At 63.3% G+C, this 16,892-nt stretch carries 19 protein-coding genes; 5 read left to right on the top strand and 14 right to left on the bottom strand.

The window, feature by feature from the left end; all coding sequences use genetic code 11:
* Positions 1-39 precede the first annotated feature (39 nt).
* Positions 40-1,425: an allophanate hydrolase gene (gene atzF, locus IVB42_RS18380; RefSeq protein WP_247297214.1), complete on the top strand. Its 1,386-nt coding sequence runs from the start codon at positions 40-42 to the stop codon at positions 1,423-1,425.
* 10 nt (positions 1,426-1,435) lie between these two features.
* Here the strand turns inward: atzF and IVB42_RS18375 are convergent, their stop codons facing one another.
* The 4 genes from IVB42_RS18375 to IVB42_RS18360 form a co-directional block, all read right to left on the bottom strand.
* Positions 1,436-2,161: a Crp/Fnr family transcriptional regulator gene (locus IVB42_RS18375; protein WP_247406908.1), complete on the bottom strand. Its 726-nt coding sequence runs from the start codon at positions 2,159-2,161 to the stop codon at positions 1,436-1,438.
* 86 nt (positions 2,162-2,247) lie between these two features.
* A complete protein-coding gene (locus IVB42_RS18370) occupies positions 2,248-3,087 on the bottom strand; it encodes an ABC transporter ATP-binding protein (protein WP_247368184.1) in 840 nt (279 codons plus the stop codon).
* 20 nt (positions 3,088-3,107) lie between these two features.
* Positions 3,108-3,764, bottom strand: a complete 657-nt coding sequence (locus IVB42_RS18365; protein ID WP_247368182.1) for an ABC transporter permease — start codon at positions 3,762-3,764, stop codon at positions 3,108-3,110.
* 179 nt (positions 3,765-3,943) lie between these two features.
* Entirely contained in the window at positions 3,944-4,957 is a 1,014-nt protein-coding gene (locus IVB42_RS18360) for an NrtA/SsuA/CpmA family ABC transporter substrate-binding protein (RefSeq protein WP_247361830.1), read from the bottom strand.
* A 365-nt stretch (positions 4,958-5,322) separates the two neighbouring features.
* On the opposite strand from IVB42_RS18360, the gene IVB42_RS18355 reads away from it, so the two are divergent.
* On the top strand, positions 5,323-6,000 hold the full coding sequence (locus tag IVB42_RS18355; protein ID WP_247297222.1) for a lectin: 678 nt from the start codon (positions 5,323-5,325) through the stop codon (positions 5,998-6,000).
* Positions 6,001-6,184: 184 nt separating this feature from the next.
* On the top strand, positions 6,185-6,892 hold the full coding sequence (locus IVB42_RS18350) for a glutathione S-transferase (protein WP_247297224.1): 708 nt from the start codon (positions 6,185-6,187) through the stop codon (positions 6,890-6,892).
* Positions 6,893-6,970: 78 nt separating this feature from the next.
* Here the strand turns inward: IVB42_RS18350 and IVB42_RS18345 are convergent, their stop codons facing one another.
* The 3 genes from IVB42_RS18345 to IVB42_RS18335 all read right to left on the bottom strand — a co-directional run bounded on the left by IVB42_RS18345 (position 6,971) and on the right by IVB42_RS18335 (position 8,688).
* The gene (locus tag IVB42_RS18345; protein ID WP_247406912.1) at positions 6,971-7,645 is read right to left on the bottom strand and encodes an isoprenylcysteine carboxylmethyltransferase family protein; all 675 of its coding nucleotides are present in this window, start codon (positions 7,643-7,645) and stop codon (positions 6,971-6,973) included.
* 113 nt (positions 7,646-7,758) lie between these two features.
* A complete protein-coding gene (locus IVB42_RS18340) occupies positions 7,759-7,932 on the bottom strand; it encodes a hypothetical protein (protein ID WP_018456406.1) in 174 nt (57 codons plus the stop codon).
* A gap of 282 nt (positions 7,933-8,214) precedes the next feature.
* A complete protein-coding gene (locus IVB42_RS18335) occupies positions 8,215-8,688 on the bottom strand; it encodes a hypothetical protein (protein ID WP_026233168.1) in 474 nt (157 codons plus the stop codon).
* Positions 8,689-8,935: 247 nt separating this feature from the next.
* On the opposite strand from IVB42_RS18335, the gene IVB42_RS18330 reads away from it, so the two are divergent.
* On the top strand, positions 8,936-10,591 hold the full coding sequence (locus IVB42_RS18330; RefSeq protein WP_247337293.1) for a fumarate hydratase: 1,656 nt from the start codon (positions 8,936-8,938) through the stop codon (positions 10,589-10,591).
* Positions 10,592-10,651: 60 nt separating this feature from the next.
* On the opposite strand, the gene IVB42_RS18325 is transcribed toward IVB42_RS18330, so the two are convergent.
* From IVB42_RS18325 to IVB42_RS18295, 7 genes are all read right to left on the bottom strand, one after another.
* The gene (locus tag IVB42_RS18325) at positions 10,652-11,701 is read right to left on the bottom strand and encodes a DUF3616 domain-containing protein (protein WP_247337295.1); all 1,050 of its coding nucleotides are present in this window, start codon (positions 11,699-11,701) and stop codon (positions 10,652-10,654) included.
* Positions 11,702-11,784: 83 nt separating this feature from the next.
* A complete protein-coding gene (locus IVB42_RS18320) occupies positions 11,785-12,705 on the bottom strand; it encodes an SH3 domain-containing protein (protein WP_247406916.1) in 921 nt (306 codons plus the stop codon).
* A gap of 14 nt (positions 12,706-12,719) precedes the next feature.
* A complete protein-coding gene (locus tag IVB42_RS18315; RefSeq protein ID WP_247470725.1) occupies positions 12,720-13,016 on the bottom strand; it encodes a hypothetical protein in 297 nt (98 codons plus the stop codon).
* 104 nt (positions 13,017-13,120) lie between these two features.
* Positions 13,121-13,675, bottom strand: a complete 555-nt coding sequence (locus tag IVB42_RS18310) for a septation protein IspZ (protein ID WP_247470722.1) — start codon at positions 13,673-13,675, stop codon at positions 13,121-13,123.
* A 12-nt stretch (positions 13,676-13,687) separates the two neighbouring features.
* A complete protein-coding gene (locus IVB42_RS18305) occupies positions 13,688-14,263 on the bottom strand; it encodes a hypothetical protein (protein ID WP_247406918.1) in 576 nt (191 codons plus the stop codon).
* Between the two features lie 77 nt (positions 14,264-14,340).
* Positions 14,341-14,610: a hypothetical protein gene (locus tag IVB42_RS18300; protein WP_026233167.1), complete on the bottom strand. Its 270-nt coding sequence runs from the start codon at positions 14,608-14,610 to the stop codon at positions 14,341-14,343.
* A gap of 40 nt (positions 14,611-14,650) precedes the next feature.
* Positions 14,651-16,048 carry a carotenoid oxygenase family protein gene (locus IVB42_RS18295; RefSeq protein ID WP_247392655.1) on the bottom strand — a complete coding sequence of 466 codons (1,398 nt, stop codon included), beginning with the start codon at positions 16,046-16,048 and terminating at the stop codon, positions 14,651-14,653.
* Positions 16,049-16,155: 107 nt separating this feature from the next.
* Between IVB42_RS18295 and IVB42_RS18290 the strand changes: the two genes are divergently transcribed.
* On the top strand, positions 16,156-16,881 hold the full coding sequence (locus IVB42_RS18290) for a TetR/AcrR family transcriptional regulator (protein ID WP_018456399.1): 726 nt from the start codon (positions 16,156-16,158) through the stop codon (positions 16,879-16,881).
* Positions 16,882-16,892: the final 11 nt, after the last annotated feature.

Below are 16,892 nucleotides of genomic sequence, written 5' to 3'. Positions count from 1 at the left end.
CGCAATTTCGCGCCTGCCGGTTGGATGAGGAGATATTCCGTGAGCCAGTGTGTCGCGCGCCTCAGGACAAACTACGAAGGCATTGCCAGGAGTTCGTCCCTGCTGCTGGAGGCGATCGGAACGGCGTATGACCGGATCGAGGCCGAGCGCGACCGCAATTGCTGGATCTATCTTCGCCCGCGGCAGGAGGCACTCGAAGAATGCCATAAGCTGGTGGCGCGCGCGCGGACGGGCGAAAATCTTCCGCTGCTCGGCATTCCATTTGGTGTGAAGGACAACATCGACGTCGCGGGAATGCCGACCACTGCCGCATGTCCGGCGTTCAGCTATACGCCCTGGCATTCCGCGCATAGCGTCGAACGCCTCACCGCAGCCGGCGCAATTTGCCTCGGAAAGACCAATCTCGATCAGTTCGCCACAGGCCTGTCCGGCGTGCGCTCGCCCCATGGCCCTTGCGCGTCGGTTGCCGATGCGCGCTATGTTGCGGGCGGTTCCAGTTCCGGCTCCGCGGTCGCCGTGGCGGCGGGGCACGTCGCCTTTGCGCTCGGCACCGATACCGGCGGCTCGGGGCGCATACCTGCCGGGTTCAACAACATCGTCGGAATCAAGCCCACCGTTGGGCTGGTGTCATCACGTGGCCTGGTGCCGAATTGTCCGACGATCGATTGCGTGTCGGTATTCTGCAATACCGTCAGCGACGGCGAAGCAATCCTCGACATCATCGAAGGGTTTGATTTCGAAGATCCGTACAGCCGCCTGCCCAGAACCTTTTTCCCCGCCAACGGGGCGGCGGCATCATTCCGGTTCGGCCGCGTTGCGCCAGCAGATCTCGAATGCTTCGGCATGTCGGAATGCGGCGAACTCTACGAGAGTGCCTGCGAACGTCTTGCTCATATCGGAGGAACGGCGATCGAGGTGGACTTCGCCCCATTCCGCCAGGCCGGGGAGTTGATGTTCAGCGGTCCCTGGGTCGCGGAGCGGCACTCGGCCATCGCTTCGCTCATCGACGTCGAATCCGGCGCCTTGCTTGATGTCACGAGGACCGTGCTGGGCTCAGCCGCCGGGTATTCGGCGATCGACACGTTTGGCGCCATTCACCGGCTGCACCGGCTTCGCCGCGACGCCGAAGCAATCTTTGCCGGCATCGATGCCCTGGTGGTTCCGACAGCACCGCGGCCGTTCACACTGGAGGAGATGCATCGTGATCCGATCACCCTCAACAATCGTCTGGGCTACTACTCGTACTTTGCCAATCTGCTCGATCTCTGCGGCGTCGCCGTTCCGAATACGAAATTGCCGAACGGCATGCCCATGGGCGTGACCCTGCTGGCGCCGGCCTGGCACGATCGCGCGCTGATCGGACTCGCACGGCGGTTCGAGGCCGGCGCAGACGGATCGGCATTCGAATTGAAGTCTGCCGGCTAACGGGCGGACATTATCCCATCGCCTGCCCGAGTGTAGAAACATCCAGGATCGAAATCACGGATCTTTCGTATCTGATCACGCCTTCGTCCTGGAGCCGCGCGAGTTGCACGGTCACCCATTGGCGGGTGGATCCGATCAGATTGGCAAGGTCGCCGTGCGTAAACGGCATGCCGACGACGATCTCGCCGTCGCGTTTCACGCCGTAGACGTGCGACAGGAAGATCAGCAGGCTGTGCAGCCGCTCGGTGACCGAGCGCGTCCCAAGCATCTGGGCCATTGCCGAATAGCATCGCGCCTTGAATGCGAGGGCATCCAGCAAGGCGACGGCGATTGCCGGCGATTCGAGCGCAAGCCCCCGCAATGCCAGTCCGGGCATGAACGTCAACCGGCTGCGCTCGGCCGCAACCGATGTCCACATGTGCGGGCCCGTCCCGAATATGTCGGGCCCGCCGACGAAGTTGCCGGGAAACCAATAGGCGAGCGTGACTTCGCGCCCCGACGGTGCCGCATAGTAGCTGCGTATGCGCCCCTCGCTGATCAGGTAGATTCCGGCCTGTGCGTCGCCCTGAGACCAAACCAGTTGGCCGGCTTCCAGGATCTTTTCGCGTCCGATCGCACGCAAGCGATTGCAATCAGCCCGGTTGAGACCATCCAGCAGGCCGGGCAGCGGTCTGACGAGATCGTCCGACTCCGCGAGCATCACACCTGCCGCTATCGCGCTGTTCGCCCTGTGCATGGCCGGCTCCGCATGTGAGACCCGGCATCGGCTATTCAAGAACCATGCCAGCCCGCTGCGTTCGCCTCAGACGCGCGGGCTCCGCGTCAGTCCGCGTCCGACTGATTGAACGCCCGCAACCCTTCTGCGCGGATGACGTCGAGACAATCCTTCTTGAGCGAAAGATATGCTGGCTCGACCATGACAGAACTCGACCGTGGGCGCGGCAGCTTGACCGCGACTTCGCGCAGGATGCGGCCGGGTCCCGCGCTCATGATGAGAACGCGGTCGGCCAGCACGATGGCTTCATCGATGTCATGCGTCACGAACACGATCGTCGCCTTGATCCGGTCGCGCAGCGCCAGCAGATTGTCCTGCATCACCGCGCGGGTCTGCGCGTCGAGCGCCCCGAAGGGCTCGTCCATCAGCAGCACACGGGGCTGATTGGCCAGCGCTCGCGCGATCGCCACGCGCTGTTGCATGCCGCCGGACAGCGTGTTCGGATAAGCGTCGGCGAAACGCTTGAGGCCGACCATCGCGATCAGATCGTCGGCGATGGCATACGCTTCCGTCGTGGACTTGCCGAGCATCCTGGGACCGTGGGCGATGTTGCTGCGGACGGACTTCCAGGGGAAGAGATGCGGCTGCTGGAACACCATGCCGACATCGGGACGCGGACTGTAGACGGGCGCGCCCTCGACCAGGATCTCGCCTTCGAACGGCACTTCCAGCCCGGCGATCGTATTGAGCACCGTCGACTTGCCGCAGCCGGAGGGACCGGCGATGCAGACGAACTCGCCAGGCGCCACGTCAAACGAAACGCGATCGACCGCGATGATTTGCCCGCGCTTGGTGTCGAAAACGATGCTCAGGTTCGAGACTTGAATGGCCGGTTGTTTTCGCGCCGATTCGACGGAGGCAGGCGAACTTGCCAGTGCCAGTTTCATGCCCGATCGAGATCCCGACATCAGCGCCACCAGACGATACGTTCGGCAAGAGCCGCAAACAGCCGGTCGGCGATGAACGACATCAACCCGAGCGCTGCGAGCCCGCCCATGACCTGGCCCGTTTGCAAATTCTGCTGCGCAATCTCGATCCTGTACACAATGCCGGCGAAAGCGCCGGCCAGTTCAGCCGCGACGAGCGTGTAGAAGGAGATGCTGACGGCGGTGCGCAACCCGACGACAATGTAGGGAAGCGCGCCCAGCAGCACGATCTCCTGCAGCATCTGCCGTCGGGGCGTGCCGAGCATCAATGCCGCCCGGATCAGGCCACGGTCGACCTTCTGCACGCCGATGTGAGTCGAAAGCCATACCGTGAAGAATACGCCCCATACGACGAGGAACAATTTTCCCGCCTCCGACAGGCCGAACCAGAGGATGACGATCGGCACGAACGCAATCGGCGGAATTGGCCGCAAGATATGGAATAGCGGGGACAGCAAGCTCGAGATAACGGGGAATTGGCCGGTGAGAACACCGAGCAGGATGCCGAGCGTGCCGCCTATGATGAATCCCGTGGTGACGCGAAAGAGGCTGGCCAACAGATCGCTAAAGAACTGTCCGCTTCGTATCCACTCAAGCACGGCCGCAGCAACCACCGTCGGCGGTGGAAACAGCACCATGTTGACGGTCCCGGAACGGGAGACCAGTTCCCAGAGCCCAATGAACAAGGGAAGCGAAAGCGCCCCGACCAGAATATTGAGGCGGCGAAGCCGAACTGAATTCGGCCGAGCGCGACCGCCAGTGCGGATGGCAATATCGCGTCCTGCTGAAATGGCTTCCTGCATGGCCGCGCGGGTGCCTATTTCCACGACAGGGTGACGCGTGCGGGATCGACCTTTTTCAGTGGCTCGGTGACGACGACCTTGCTGAAGTCGGGCATCGCCGCTCCCGGAGGATGGTTGCCGCTCTCGAGGCGCCATGCGGAATGGGTCTTCAGAATCTCGATCAGCCGGTCGTCGAGACGCACCCGGTAAACATAGTCGGCCCAGATGGGGGCGAGTTCGTCCCGCTTCATTCCAACTGCGTCCGCGACTGTCGTGATTGCTTCATCCGGCTGTGCCTTCATCCAGATCTCGGCATCGATCAGTGCGGCGATGAATTTCTCGACCAGCACCGGGTTGGCGTCCAGGTAGGGCTTCATGACGACGATATTGAACGTCTCGGAGTAGGTGCCCTTTGTATCTACCTCAGTGACGGCTTCGCCCAGGGCTTTCTTCGCGTTGGCGACGTGGGGCTCCCAGGTGTCGATCGCGTCGATGCTTCCGGCTGCAAGTGCCGGCAGCATCTCCTGCGGCCGCAGATTGACGAGGGTGACATCCTTGGGCGTCAATCCCGCCGACTTCAGCAAGGTCGCCGTGTAAACCTCGCTACCGGTGCCGGCAGTGAAGGCGATTCGCTTGCCGCGAAGATCTGCCTTGGTCTTGACGCCGGCCTTGGCCGCGACGAGCGTCTTGAGATCGGAGTATTCCATCCCGGCGACGAAGGCGATGGGCTGGTTTGCCATCGTCGATGCGGTGACCGGCGCCTCCGCCGTGGTCGCGATGTCGGCACCGCCCCCGATCACGGTGTCCAGGCACTGCTTGCCGGACGTGAAGTTCGAAACCGTGATGTCAAGTCCGTGCTTTTCGAAGATTCCCTTCGACTTGGCGACGATCGCAAGGCCGGAGATCGGTGCGAGATTTTGCGCCAGCCGGGCTTTGAGCAGTTCCGCGGCCAAGGCGCAGTTCGGACCCAGGGCAAGACCGACGGCAAGGCAGCAAAGGGTGGCGCGGCCGGCAATTGTCGTGATTGGGCGGATTGTGGTCCGGTGCATGAACGATCTCCCCTTGCGCCGCGCGCTACGCAGCCCCGATGTGATCGCGGATACCGCCCTGAACGGTCCCGCCACAGTCCCCCGCGTCCTCCCCTGGACGATCACTTGAGGATCGGCCCATTTGGTATGCTCGCCCGGCACCATTGTCCCGGGAAGCAATTAATCGACATGGCAGTCGGGAAGCGGCTGGGAATCGTCGGCGATCCCGTCGACCAACTGATCGCAGACGACATGAAAAAACCAGGGCATCGTGCTTCTTGCACGGGGCCTTTTTCTTTTGGGCGTCTCGCATCGCGGCATCGGAATAAGCGGGCCTGCGTCGGGTTGAAATCTGGCGGCCAACGACAACACAAATGGAGGACAGGATGATCCGCATTGAGAGAACCATGACGATTTCAGGCCTCGCGCTCGCTGCGGCCTTGCTTGCGGCGCCATCGGCGCAGGCGCAGTCGGCCAACATGACGTTCTTCGTGACTTCCAACGGTCCTGGCAAAGGCGCCGATCTCGGCGGTCTGGAGGGGGCCGATGCGCAGTGCCAGAAGCTGGCCCAGGCCGGCGGCGCCGGCAGTAAGACCTGGCGCGCCTATCTCTCCACGCAGGCCGCCGACGGCAAGCCGGCCGTCAACGCGCGCGACCGCATCGGCAAGGGACCGTGGCAGAACGCCAAGGGCGTGGAAATCGCCAAGGACGTGGCCGATTTGCACAGCGCCAACAAGATCAGCAAGGAGACAGCGCTGACCGAGAAGGGCGAGATTGTAAACGGCTATGGCGACCAGCCTAACCGGCACGACATTCTCACGGGATCGCAGTCCGACGGCACCGCGTTTGCGGGTCCCGACGACCGCACCTGCAAAAACTGGACGTCGAGTACGCAAGGCGCGGCGATGCTCGGCCACTCCGACATCAACGGCCCTGCGACCAACCCGACGGTCAAATCCTGGAACACCGCACACCCCTCGCGCGGACCCGATGGCGGCTGCTCGCAGGCCGATCTGAAGAGCACCGGCGGCGGCGGCTTGCTCTATTGCTTCGCATCGAATTGAGGCTTCCGTCATTGCGAGGAGCGCAGCGACGAAGCAATCCAGAGTCCCTCCAGGGTGACAGTCTGGATTGCTTCGCTGCGCTCGCAATGACGGAGCGTGTGGTGCCGCCCTTCAGCCCCATCCTGACGGAACCTTGTCGCGCGTGATAGATTGGTCCTGTCGCTTCCACGCTCACGGACCCTCCATGAAATACGAGCTCTATTATTGGCCCGAGATCCAGGGCCGCGGTGAATATGTGCGGCTGGCGCTGGAGGAGGCGGGCGCGGCATACGTCGACGTGGCGCGTGGCCCACGCGGCACAGCCGCGATGATGAAGATGATGGACGCGCACAGGGGCACGCCGCCCTTTGCGCCGCCGTTCCTCAAAGCCGGCAAGCTCGTCATCGGCCAGACCGCGAACATCCTGCTCTATCTCGGCGCCCGCCACGCCCTCGCCCCGAAGTCGGAGGCGGGTCAACTCTGGGTGCATCAGCTCCAGCTGACGATCACCGATTTCGTGGTCGAGATTCACGACACCCATCACCCGCTCGGGCCCTCGCTCTACTACGAAGATCAGAAACCGCCGGCAAAGAAGCGCACCGCCGACTTCTGGGGCGAGCGCGTGCCGAAATATCTCGGCTATTTCGAAGAGCTTCTCGCGGACAATGGCGGCGCCTATGTCACCGGCCGCAAGCTGACCTATGTCGATCTCTCGCTGTTCCAGCTCGTCGCGGGACTACGCTATGCGTTTCCGAAGCGGATGAAGGCGTTCGAGACAGATATCCCAGGCCTCGTCGGCCTGCACGACCGCGTGTCGGCGCGCCCGAACATCAAGGCTTATCTCGAAAGCGAGCGCCGTATTCCCTTCAACGAGCAGGGCATCTTCCGCCGCTACCGCGAGTTGGATGGCTAGAGCGCCTGCGAACGCTTCGGGCGACGTCAGTCGATCGGAGGAAACGCTTTTCCGCAAATTGCAGACTGATGCGTGCGCTCACCACACGCCAGGCAGCAGGCGATAGCGCACGCGCGTCACATAGTCGGCATAGCCCGGCAGGCCCTCGCGCAGCGTACGCTCCTCGATGCGAATGCGGCCCGCAAACAAGACGAGGAATAGCGGCACCATCAGAAGTCCCCACCATGAGCCCAGAAGCAGCGGCACGCCGGCGAAGAACAGGATCATGCCGCTGTACATGGGATGGCGCACATGGGCATAAGGCCCCGTCGAGATCACGTGCTGCGCGCGCTCGGCTTGCAGCTTCACCACGGGCGCCGCGAACGAGTTCTCGCGGAACACCCAGAGGATGAACAGCGTCGAGAGCAGGAACAGGGCGAGGCCGAGCACCTGCAGCGCCATCGGCATGTCGGAGGACCGCGTACGCCGGTCGAGCCCCATCGCCGCCAGCCAGACCAGCATCGCGACGACGAAGACGGTCATGAACACCTTGTCGGCAGCGGGCTGGTCCTTTTGCAGGACCGGCCGCAGACGTTCGGCGAGCAGTGCGGGGTCGACCCGGTAAAGCCACCAGCCGCAAAGCGGGCCGAGCAGGGCGGAGGTCGCGAGGAACACCCAGGCCGACGGCCAATGCAAGGTGCCGGCGGACGCGAACAGCAGCGCGCCCATGGCGGCGGTGGTGATCGTGCTCTGCAACAGGAGTCTTGCGATCATGCAGGTCTCAGGGTAGCCGCGCACGATATTGGTCCCGCTATCCGGCGAAGTTGCGGCCGGACACGCGAAAAGCCCGATCGACCGGATCGGGCATTTCATCTCGACGCGGCTGATCAGGCGAGCTGATCGATCCGAGTACCCTGACCCGGCGGCAGCGGCGCAGGCGGCGGCGGCTTATAGGTCGGGTCGTTGTCCTTGGTCTTGGTCTGATCGTCCTGCTGCTTGGTCGTGTCGTAGCTCGGCACCACGATCGCGATCGGCGGCGGCGAAACGGTAGAAACGCTCATCCACAAATCCTCACATATGGAACAATTGACCCTGCGCCGCGAGACGCAAAATTTCCTTCAAGCCAATCGTTAAAATGCGAGGGATCCGGTGCGGTGGAGAGGCCGCTTTCGTGCCGCCACACGCGCTGTTTCCGCGAGAGGACAGACCTCTCCTCGTCATTGCGAGCGCAGCGAAGCAATCCAGTCTGTCTCCGCGGAGGGATTCTGGATTGCTTCGCTACGCTCGCAATGACGGTCTGTAGTGGGCGGTGTGCTGTCAGGCGCACACCGCGCGGGGACCGCCTATTCGTCCTTGCCGCGCGTGATCGCGATGGACGCATCCGTCTTGGTGCGGGCGCATTCCATGTTGAGACGCCGGTAACGCATGCTGATCTTGTCGCCGCGCAAGAGCCCCATCCGCTTCAGGCAGCGTGTCGCGCCCGTCGTCGTATCGTCCTTGGTCACGGTGAAGACGATCGCGGCCATCGACCCCACCAGCGCAAAGAACTCCGGCTTGGGCTTGCGATCGCCCTTGGCATAGAGCTCGATCGAATATTTGTCGCCACGGCAAGCCACGGACAATTCCTTGGCCGCCGGATGAGTCAGGTAGACGACGTTGGCGGCGCGGAAATTCACCTTGAGGCGATCGACCTGGTTCGCCAGCTCCTTGGCGCTGTCATCGCAGCGGTCCGCGCGGGCGGGCGAGGCGATGGTCACAAGGCCGGTGATGGCGGCGGCGACCAGGATCGCGCCGCGGACGTGCAAGTTCAATGTCATGATGAAAAGCCCCTTAGCGGGCGCATTCAACCGTCGTCCCGCGCGTAGCGCAAGGGGTGCACCCAGGGTCTTCACCGGCATCATGAGAGCATGGTGTCCGCCGACAGCCGCCGAAAATAGGTCGCCGTGCCGTCGAATCGGGATGCCCCGACCGCACCAGAGCGCCTTCCCTTTGCGGCAAAAAAGCTTAGAACGCTTCTATGAAAGGGGCCCATGCGAGGGCTCCAAAACCCCGAGATTCCCGCCCATGAACGCTCCCACCACTTTCCCCGACCCCGCAAAGCCCGTTCCGCCCTACAAGCACACGCCGCTGTTTCCGCTGGGTAAGGACGAGACCCCCTACAAGAAGATCACGGCCGAGGGCGTGCGGGTCGAGAAGGTCCTGGGGAAAGACATGCTGGTGGTGTCGCGTGAGGCGCTGCGGGCATTGTCGGAAGCGGCCTTTGGCGACATCAACCACTATCTGCGGCCGGGTCATCTGAAGCAGCTCCGCGCGATCCTGGAGGATAGCGAGGCGAGCCCGAACGACAAGTTCGTCGCGCTGGACTTCCTCAAGAACGCCAACATCGCCGCCGGCGGCGTGCTGCCGATGTGCCAGGACACCGGCACCGCGATCATCATGGGCAAGAAGGGCTGCAACGTCATCACCGATGGTGACGACGAGGCGGCACTGTCGGAAGGCGCGCGCGATGCTTACCTGCGCCGCAATCTGCGCTACTCGCAGGTCGCGCCGCTGTCGATGTATGAGGAGAAGAACACCGCCAACAACATGCCGGCGCAGTGCGAGATCTACGCCGAGGGCGATGACGCCTACAAGTTTATGTTCATGGCGAAGGGCGGCGGCTCCGCCAACAAGAGCTTCCTCTTCCAGGCGACGCCCTCGGTGCTGACCAAGGACCGGCTGCTCGCCTTCCTGAAGGAGAAGGTGTTGACGCTGGGCACCGCGGCGTGCCCGCCCTATCACCTCGCGATCGTCATCGGCGGCACCTCGGCCGAGCTCTGCATGAAGACGGTGAAGCTGGCGTCGGCTCGCTATCTCGACGCGCTGCCGACCCACGGCTCGCCCGACGGCAACGCGTTTCGCGATCTCGAGATGGAGCAGGAAATTCTGAAGATGACGCAGTCGCTCGGCGTCGGCGCGCAGTTCGGCGGCAAATATTTCTGCCACGACGTCCGCGTGATCCGCATGCCGCGTCATGGCGCCTCGCTCCCGATCGGGCTCGGCGTGTCCTGCTCGGCCGATCGCCAGGTGCTCGGCAAGATCACCAGGGAGGGCGTCTATCTCGAGGAGCTCGAGCACAACCCGGCGCAGTATCTGCCTGAGGTCGAGCAGTCGCTCGGCGGCGAGGTCGTCAAGATCGACCTCAACCAGCCGATGAAGGATATCCTTGCCACGTTCTCGAAGTACCCGACCAAGACGCGGGTATCGATGACCGGCACCATGATCGTCGCGCGCGATTCCGCGCATGCCAAGCTGCGCGAGCGGCTCGACAAGGGCGAGCCGCTGCCGGACTATTTCAAGAACCATCCGGTCTATTACGCGGGCCCGGCCAAGACGCCCGAGGGCTATGCCTCCGGTGCGTTCGGCCCGACCACTGCGGGCCGTATGGATTCCTTTGTCGATCAGTTCCAGGCCGCCGGCGGCTCGATGGTGATGGTCGCCAAGGGCAACCGCGCGCCAGCCGTGCGTGAGGCCTGCAAGAAATATGGCGGCTTCTATCTCGGCTCGGTCGGCGGCGCCGCGGCGAATCTTGCCGAGCACTGCATCAAGAAAGTCGAGGTGCTCGAATATCCCGAGCTCGGCATGGAAGCGATTTGGCGCATCGAGGTCGTCGACTTCCCGGCGTTCATCATCATCGACGACAAGGGCAATGACTTCTTCAAGGAGTTGAATCTCGGCTAGCCAGGTCCTGGCGTCCTTCCGCCGGTTCTTGGACCGGCGGAGGATTTACGCAGCCTGCGCTCAGCGCTTTATGCTGAACGATACAGCGCCGCCATTTTCCGCGCTGTCGAACATGACGAGGGCGCGAATGCTGGCTGAGTCTTCCTCGAGGGGAAGTAGAATCTCCGCTTTGGCGTCCGCTGTGACGGTGCTGAGGTCGAGCGTTGCCAACGGCTTTGCCGTCTTGCTGCTGCCGTCCCACAACCAAATTGTATAGGAAACCTTTTCATTCCGCGTCGGGCCTGCGAGAATCAAGATGCCGTCGTTCACCGCGGCAAGGTCCCGGATCCCGGTATTTTCCCCGAGTTCTAACGGGATCGAGTCCGGCTTGAGGTCGTCGGCCTTTGTGAACAGTGCTCCCGCATCGACGCTGAGCACATAGGCTTGCTTGTCGAGCGACGGTCCTCGCAGCCCGAAGTACATGCGTCCGTTCCTGACCGCGATCCCTTCGATATTAACGCCGCCCTCCGCAAGAGGCTTGTTGAATTTCGCTTTTACATATTTGTCGTTTTCAATAACCTCGCGCATCCGCGGGCTCGCCTCCACGCCATCGACCTTCTTAGCGTTGGGTTCGGTCTTGGGAATACCGGTTTGCGGATCCACGGCGATCCGAAACACGACGTAGCTCGACAGGTTCTCCTTGTCTTTCTTGCGGCTGCGGCCGTGCGAGCCGGTCACATAGAAGAAACCCTTTTCGTAGGCGACGCCTTCGGCATCGGGATCCTTGTCTTCATCGGAAAGCCGGATGAGCTTCCGTGGAACGAGGACGTTTCCTTCGATCGAGAAGAACTGCGCGTATTTCTTCTCATCATTGGCAATCAGGCACGACGTGAATTTTGGTGTCGTCGGCACGCACGCCGCGCCGCTCAGATTCATGCGCGGCTGATCCTCGAAGTTGTCGTCCTTGTCTTCCTTCTCAAAGATCGAGGCAGGCTTCCAGGCAGTCGCCTCCGGCGAAATCTTCGGCGGCAACGGTTCGCCGCGGCCGGCCGACGCCGTAGCTGCCAGCACAATGCAAACGAAGGCGGCGGTCAGTGATCGATGAAATGAAAGCGTGTCGTTGTGCGGCATTTTTCCCTTCCGCGTGCAATGCTTAACTACAACCCTGAATTGTTAAGGCAAGGGCGGCGATGTCGCGGAGCGGGATTTTCTCGTCAGCTACAATTCGTGACCTGGTTAGAGCACAGCCCGCGCCACCAGCCGCGGATGCCGTCCTGGCTCTCGACCAAGCCCCAGAGGCCACTGCAGGCAAAGATGCGCTTCGGGCCGCCATCGGTGTCGATCGCGCCGCCGAGTTCGCGCTGGGCGGGCATCCATTTCGCATCAACGAAGGGCGCCTGGAACAGACCGCCCATGCGTGTCGCGCCATTGGCGTAGGACGCGCCGACCTTGTTGGAGGCGACCCAGCCGCGTCCGGCATAGGGCTTTGGCGCGCTGCGCGGATATTTCTTGTCGTCCTCGTAGTCCTTGCCCGGCGGCTTGGCGCCTTCGATCAGAAACCAGCCGTTCTTGAAGCCGATGATGCGGAATTCGGTGAGCCAGCCGCCATCGGGCGTGTTCTCGCTGCCGCCGAGCTTGAGCCGGTAGGGCGGCGGAAGCGTGCCGAGCACACGCGCCTTGATCGATGGTTCGGCACGCACGTTGAGGCCATCAGGATCCTTGTCGACGGACCAGGCGCTGAAATCGCAGGGCTCGGTACCGTCGGGAAGCGTCGAGCGCTTCGCGGCGAGATCGGCATGCAGCTTTGGGAAGTCGGTGTCGTCGGTGTCAGGATCGGGCCCGCTACGCGGTTTCAATGCGACCGAGACTGCGCGCGTCGCATCCGGCGTCAGCGCGACCACGAGAGCCTGGCGCGTGGCGAACACGCTTGCAGGTGACTTCGGATCGTTCGACGAGATCGGATAGACGGCGAGGTAGCCCGTCGCCCCTTCGGTTCGATAGGCCGTGCCGGCGACATAGCCTGCCGGTAGCATGGCGAGCGCGCTTGCCCGCCACGCCGGTTCGGCGTCGTCCGCGCTAGCCGCTTGTGTCGCGACACACAGGATCGTCGCCGCGATGAGACCGAGCGCGCGCACCGTTGCCGCGCGGCTTAGGCGCGCGTGCCGGTGAACGGGAAGCTGCCCATCGGGCCGATGCCCATCTCACCGCTCATGCTGTCGCCGGAGACGGTTCCGATGAATTCGAGCGTCAAGGGCATCGGATTGGTGATCGAGACCTTCCAGTTGACGGCATCGCCGCTGACGGTGCCATCGAAAATCTCGGCTGTATCGCCTTCCGCGCCCTGCGTCCCCGTGAGCGTGCCGCCGGCAGCCGTCAGGCTCAGCGTCGCCTCGCGCTCGCCCATGGGGGTCGTCAGGGTCAGAGTCCAGTTGCCGTCGACGGCCATTCGCGTCTCCCAAGATCCCGGCGGACCGCGACGATCCGCGGGCCAGTCCCGGCCGAGCGTATAGCGCAACTCGCCGCTCGCGCCTAACGCTCCGTTGGAGGCATTTAGGCGCGGGCGGCGGCGCGTCGTCGGCTGGTGACGATGAGGCGAAGCACGACGTATTGCACGGTGAAGGCGAGGATCTTGGCGCCGCCCGCGACCACCGTGATGTAGAACGCCCACAGCTTCAGATCGCCTGTGGAGGCGACGGCGATCATGCCGGCGCCGATTACGAACATCAGCGCGGCCCAGGCATAACCTGCAGCCGTCACATATTCCGGAACGGTCTCGACGACGATCGGCGGCATGTAGCGCAGCATCCAGCCCCGCTTGAGCATGATGGCGCCGATCGCGAAATGCGCGATCGAGGGCTTTGCGAGCATGAAGCGGGGATCGTTGGTCAGCAGCGTGACCGTGCCGAGCACGACGACGAGCGCGACGCTCGCATAGGTCATGTAATTGAGCTGCTGCCCCTTGACGCGCGCGTAGATCACCTGCGCGATCGCTCCGGCAATCGCCACCGACGTTGCCAGGACGACGTTGTCGGTGATGATGTAGATGACCAGGAAGACGATGGCAGAGAAGAGGTCGGAGGCGAGGCGGGCGAATACGTCCTTCATCGTCGATCCTGTTCAGCGGGAGTTGGACATTGGGCCGGCCGGCGCACCGTACTTGATCTGCCGATATTCGGGATACCATTTTGTGAAATAGATCGCGCTGTTGCGGGCGGCGAAGGCGACCGCAAGGCTCGACCAGAGCGGCAGGCCGGGGACATAGAGCAGCACGAGATTGGCGGCCGCCATCAGCAGCGCAGCCGCGGTCCAAGCGCCCGTGATGACGTAATTGGCATAGAGAAAGCCGGGCATTGCCGCGATCTCGGCCGGCACGGATTCGACCGCGTATTGCAGCGTGAAGGGACGCCGCACCAGCATCGAGCCGAGCGAGATGACGAAGATGCCGATGTCGACCGACAGCTTGACACCGAGCGTGCCAAGCGCCGGGTCGAACAGCGCGAGGTGGAGGCCGATTGCGGCGAATAGCAGCGCCGAGCCCATAGCCAGGATCTTCACCGAGCGACCGCGCACGACATCGATCGCCACGGTGGCCAGACAGGTTGCCGAGGCTACGAATACGCTGATCGTGGCAGACGTCATCAGCATCAGGAAAGTGAAGGCGCCGTAGGGCGCGAGGATCAGGAAAATCGCCATGGTTCGCCTCGGTCAGGCCTTATCTTTACGATGTAAAGATCAATATGTCAGGAGCGAGGCGGGGTCAAGTAGAATCTTTACAGTGTCAAAATGACGTAAGCGACTTCCAAAAATCGAATTGCTGCAACGGCTTGGTCGGCCATCTCATCGATGAAGCCGGCCCAGGACAGGTGCGGCAGCACAGGTAACGCACAGGCGATCGAGAGGACGAAGGCGAGCAAGATACCGCCGTTGAAGATGGTTTGGCCGCTCCGCCGCGGCCGGATCATCGGGAGCGTGATCCCGGCGCAGATCAGGAACAGGATCAGGACAGCGAGGCGGTCCGCGGTGATCGAGGGCATATGCATGAGAGACCTTTTGGTGACATCAGCGATGTCGAGAGGAGAGCTACCGCGCGCCGACCCAACTGCCGTGAAAACCGTCGGGCACGCGATGGCCGAGCTGCACCAGCGCGACGGGGCCGGCCTCGACATCCTTGGCATTGAACACGGCGAGGTCGCTGCGGTTTTCCCGCGCGCGCCAGACCACCGCCAGCAGCCAGCCGTCGCCTTCCGCCGCATCTTTCGACCGCTCGACGAAGACCGGCTCTGAGATGGTGTCGCCGGCCGGCAGCAGATAATGGCCGAGGCGCGTTCCATTGCCATCGACATGGACGACGCCGGACAGCGCGCCGAACATCGGCAGCTTCGGATTGGCGCAGGCGTACCAGCCGTGACGGCTCTTCAATCCGGCGCGGCGGTCGTCGATGCGCGGGAATTCGCCGGTGAGATCGTCGAGATAGGTCTGCTGGAAGCGGTCGGTCTTCCCGGCAAGATTGAAGGTCCAGCGGCAGTGGCGAGCGAAGGATTTCTCGGGATTGGTGGGCGTGCCGTCGGGATGCGTAAATAGTGGTGCTTCCTCGAACTGCATGACGTCCGCGATGATGCGGTCACCGTCCTCCCAAGCATTCATGACGTGGAAGACGTAGCAGGCTTCAGCACGAAACCAGACGATGTCCTTCGCGCTGCCCTTGCGCTTGATCACGCCGACATAGGCGCCCTTGTCCGGCTCCCAGGCATAGGGCGGCCGCCCACTGATCGCGCGCTCCATGCTGCCGGTGATGGGCAGGATCGGAAACAGCACGTGGTTCTCGGTGACGATGAAGTCGTGCACCATGCTGGCATAGGGCGCCTCGAAACGTTCGAAGCGCGTCGCCTTGCCGGACGCGTCGATCGAGCCGTAGGAGAGGGCAGGCGTCAGCGGACCCGCGGCGTTGTAGCCGAAGAACACCAGCTCGCCGGTGACGGGATCGATCTTCGGGTGCGCGGTGAAGCTGCCGGCGACACGGCCGTGATAATTGTGATAGCCGCGGGTTGCGAGCGTGCCCGGATCGATCTCAGTCGGCAGATGGGCTTCTTCCAGCGCAAGCAGCTTGCCGGCATGGAAGATGATGTTGGTGTTGGCGACGCCGCCGTCGGTGAGATCTTGCGGCGCATCCGGCAGCTTGCGGCCGAAGCCCCCGAACAACGCGCGGCCGGCATCGTGCTCGGCCAGCCATTTCGGCGTACGGACCCAGCGATTGCGATGGCTGGCGCGGCCGTTCTCGAGGTGAAAGGTGTGCAGCATGCCGTCGCCGACGAACCAGTGCGCGCCGGGCGAGTCGAACTGCGGATTGGGGCCGTTGCGATAGAGCGTGCCGTTCAGTTCGCGCGGCAATTCACCGATGATTTTCAGGAAGGGCGCGTCGGCCTCGAACGGAATCGGACCGAGGTTGTGGCGGCGTTCGGCAACGGCGTCCTGCTGCACGGCGTATCCCTTCTTTATCTTTACATCGTAAAGATCAAATAGCCGTACGAGGGGTTCTGGTCAAGTGAAATCTTTACACTGTCAATATTGCATCCTATAGCTGGCCCATGGGCAAGAGTGAGATCAGGACAGAAACCGCGCGCGGTGCGCGTACTTCAAAGAAGGCGAGCGCGCCGGCGCGTCCCGCGCGACGACCGGCGAGCGTCAAGTCCGAGGCGCCCTATCACCACGGCGCGCTGCGCGAGGCGCTGCTCCAGGCCGCCGAACGGGTGCTGGAGCGTGACGGGCTCGCCGGCCTGACATTGCGCGCGGTGGCGCGCGAGGCGGGCGTCTCGCACGCCGCGCCCACCCATCATTTCGGCGACCTCACCGGGCTTCTCAGTGAGCTCGCGGCCGTCGGCTTCCGCCAGTTCAATGCGGCGATGGCGTCGTCCTCTGACACCGCCACCACCCCGCTTGAACACGCGCTGGCGCGGCCGAAAGCCTATGTTGCCTATGCCCAGGCTCATCCCGGCATGTACGGCATCATGTTCCGCACCGAGCGCCTCGACTATTCCAGGCCGTCGCTGCACGAGGCCGCCGAGGCGTCCTTTGCGGGACTCGCCAATGCCGTCGGCATGATGCGGCAGGAGCAGATCCGCGGCGACGCGCTGACGCTCAATCAGGGCGCTGCGATCGCGCGCGCCTGGTCGATGGTGCACGGTTTTACGATGCTGCTGCTCGATGGACGGCTGGAGGATATTCTGGGGCGTCTGCCCGAGGGCACGACTCCCGAACGCCTGCTCGAGGCCATGCTGATGTCGCCCGTGACGGGGAAGCCGCCGGGCCCCTGATCGATTGCCGG

The sequence above is a fragment of the Bradyrhizobium sp. 45 genome (genome assembly GCF_023073155.1).
GTDB classification, from domain to species: Bacteria; Pseudomonadota; Alphaproteobacteria; order Rhizobiales; family Xanthobacteraceae; genus Bradyrhizobium; species Bradyrhizobium canariense_D.
This window is presented reverse-complemented; position numbering and strand designations above follow the sequence as displayed.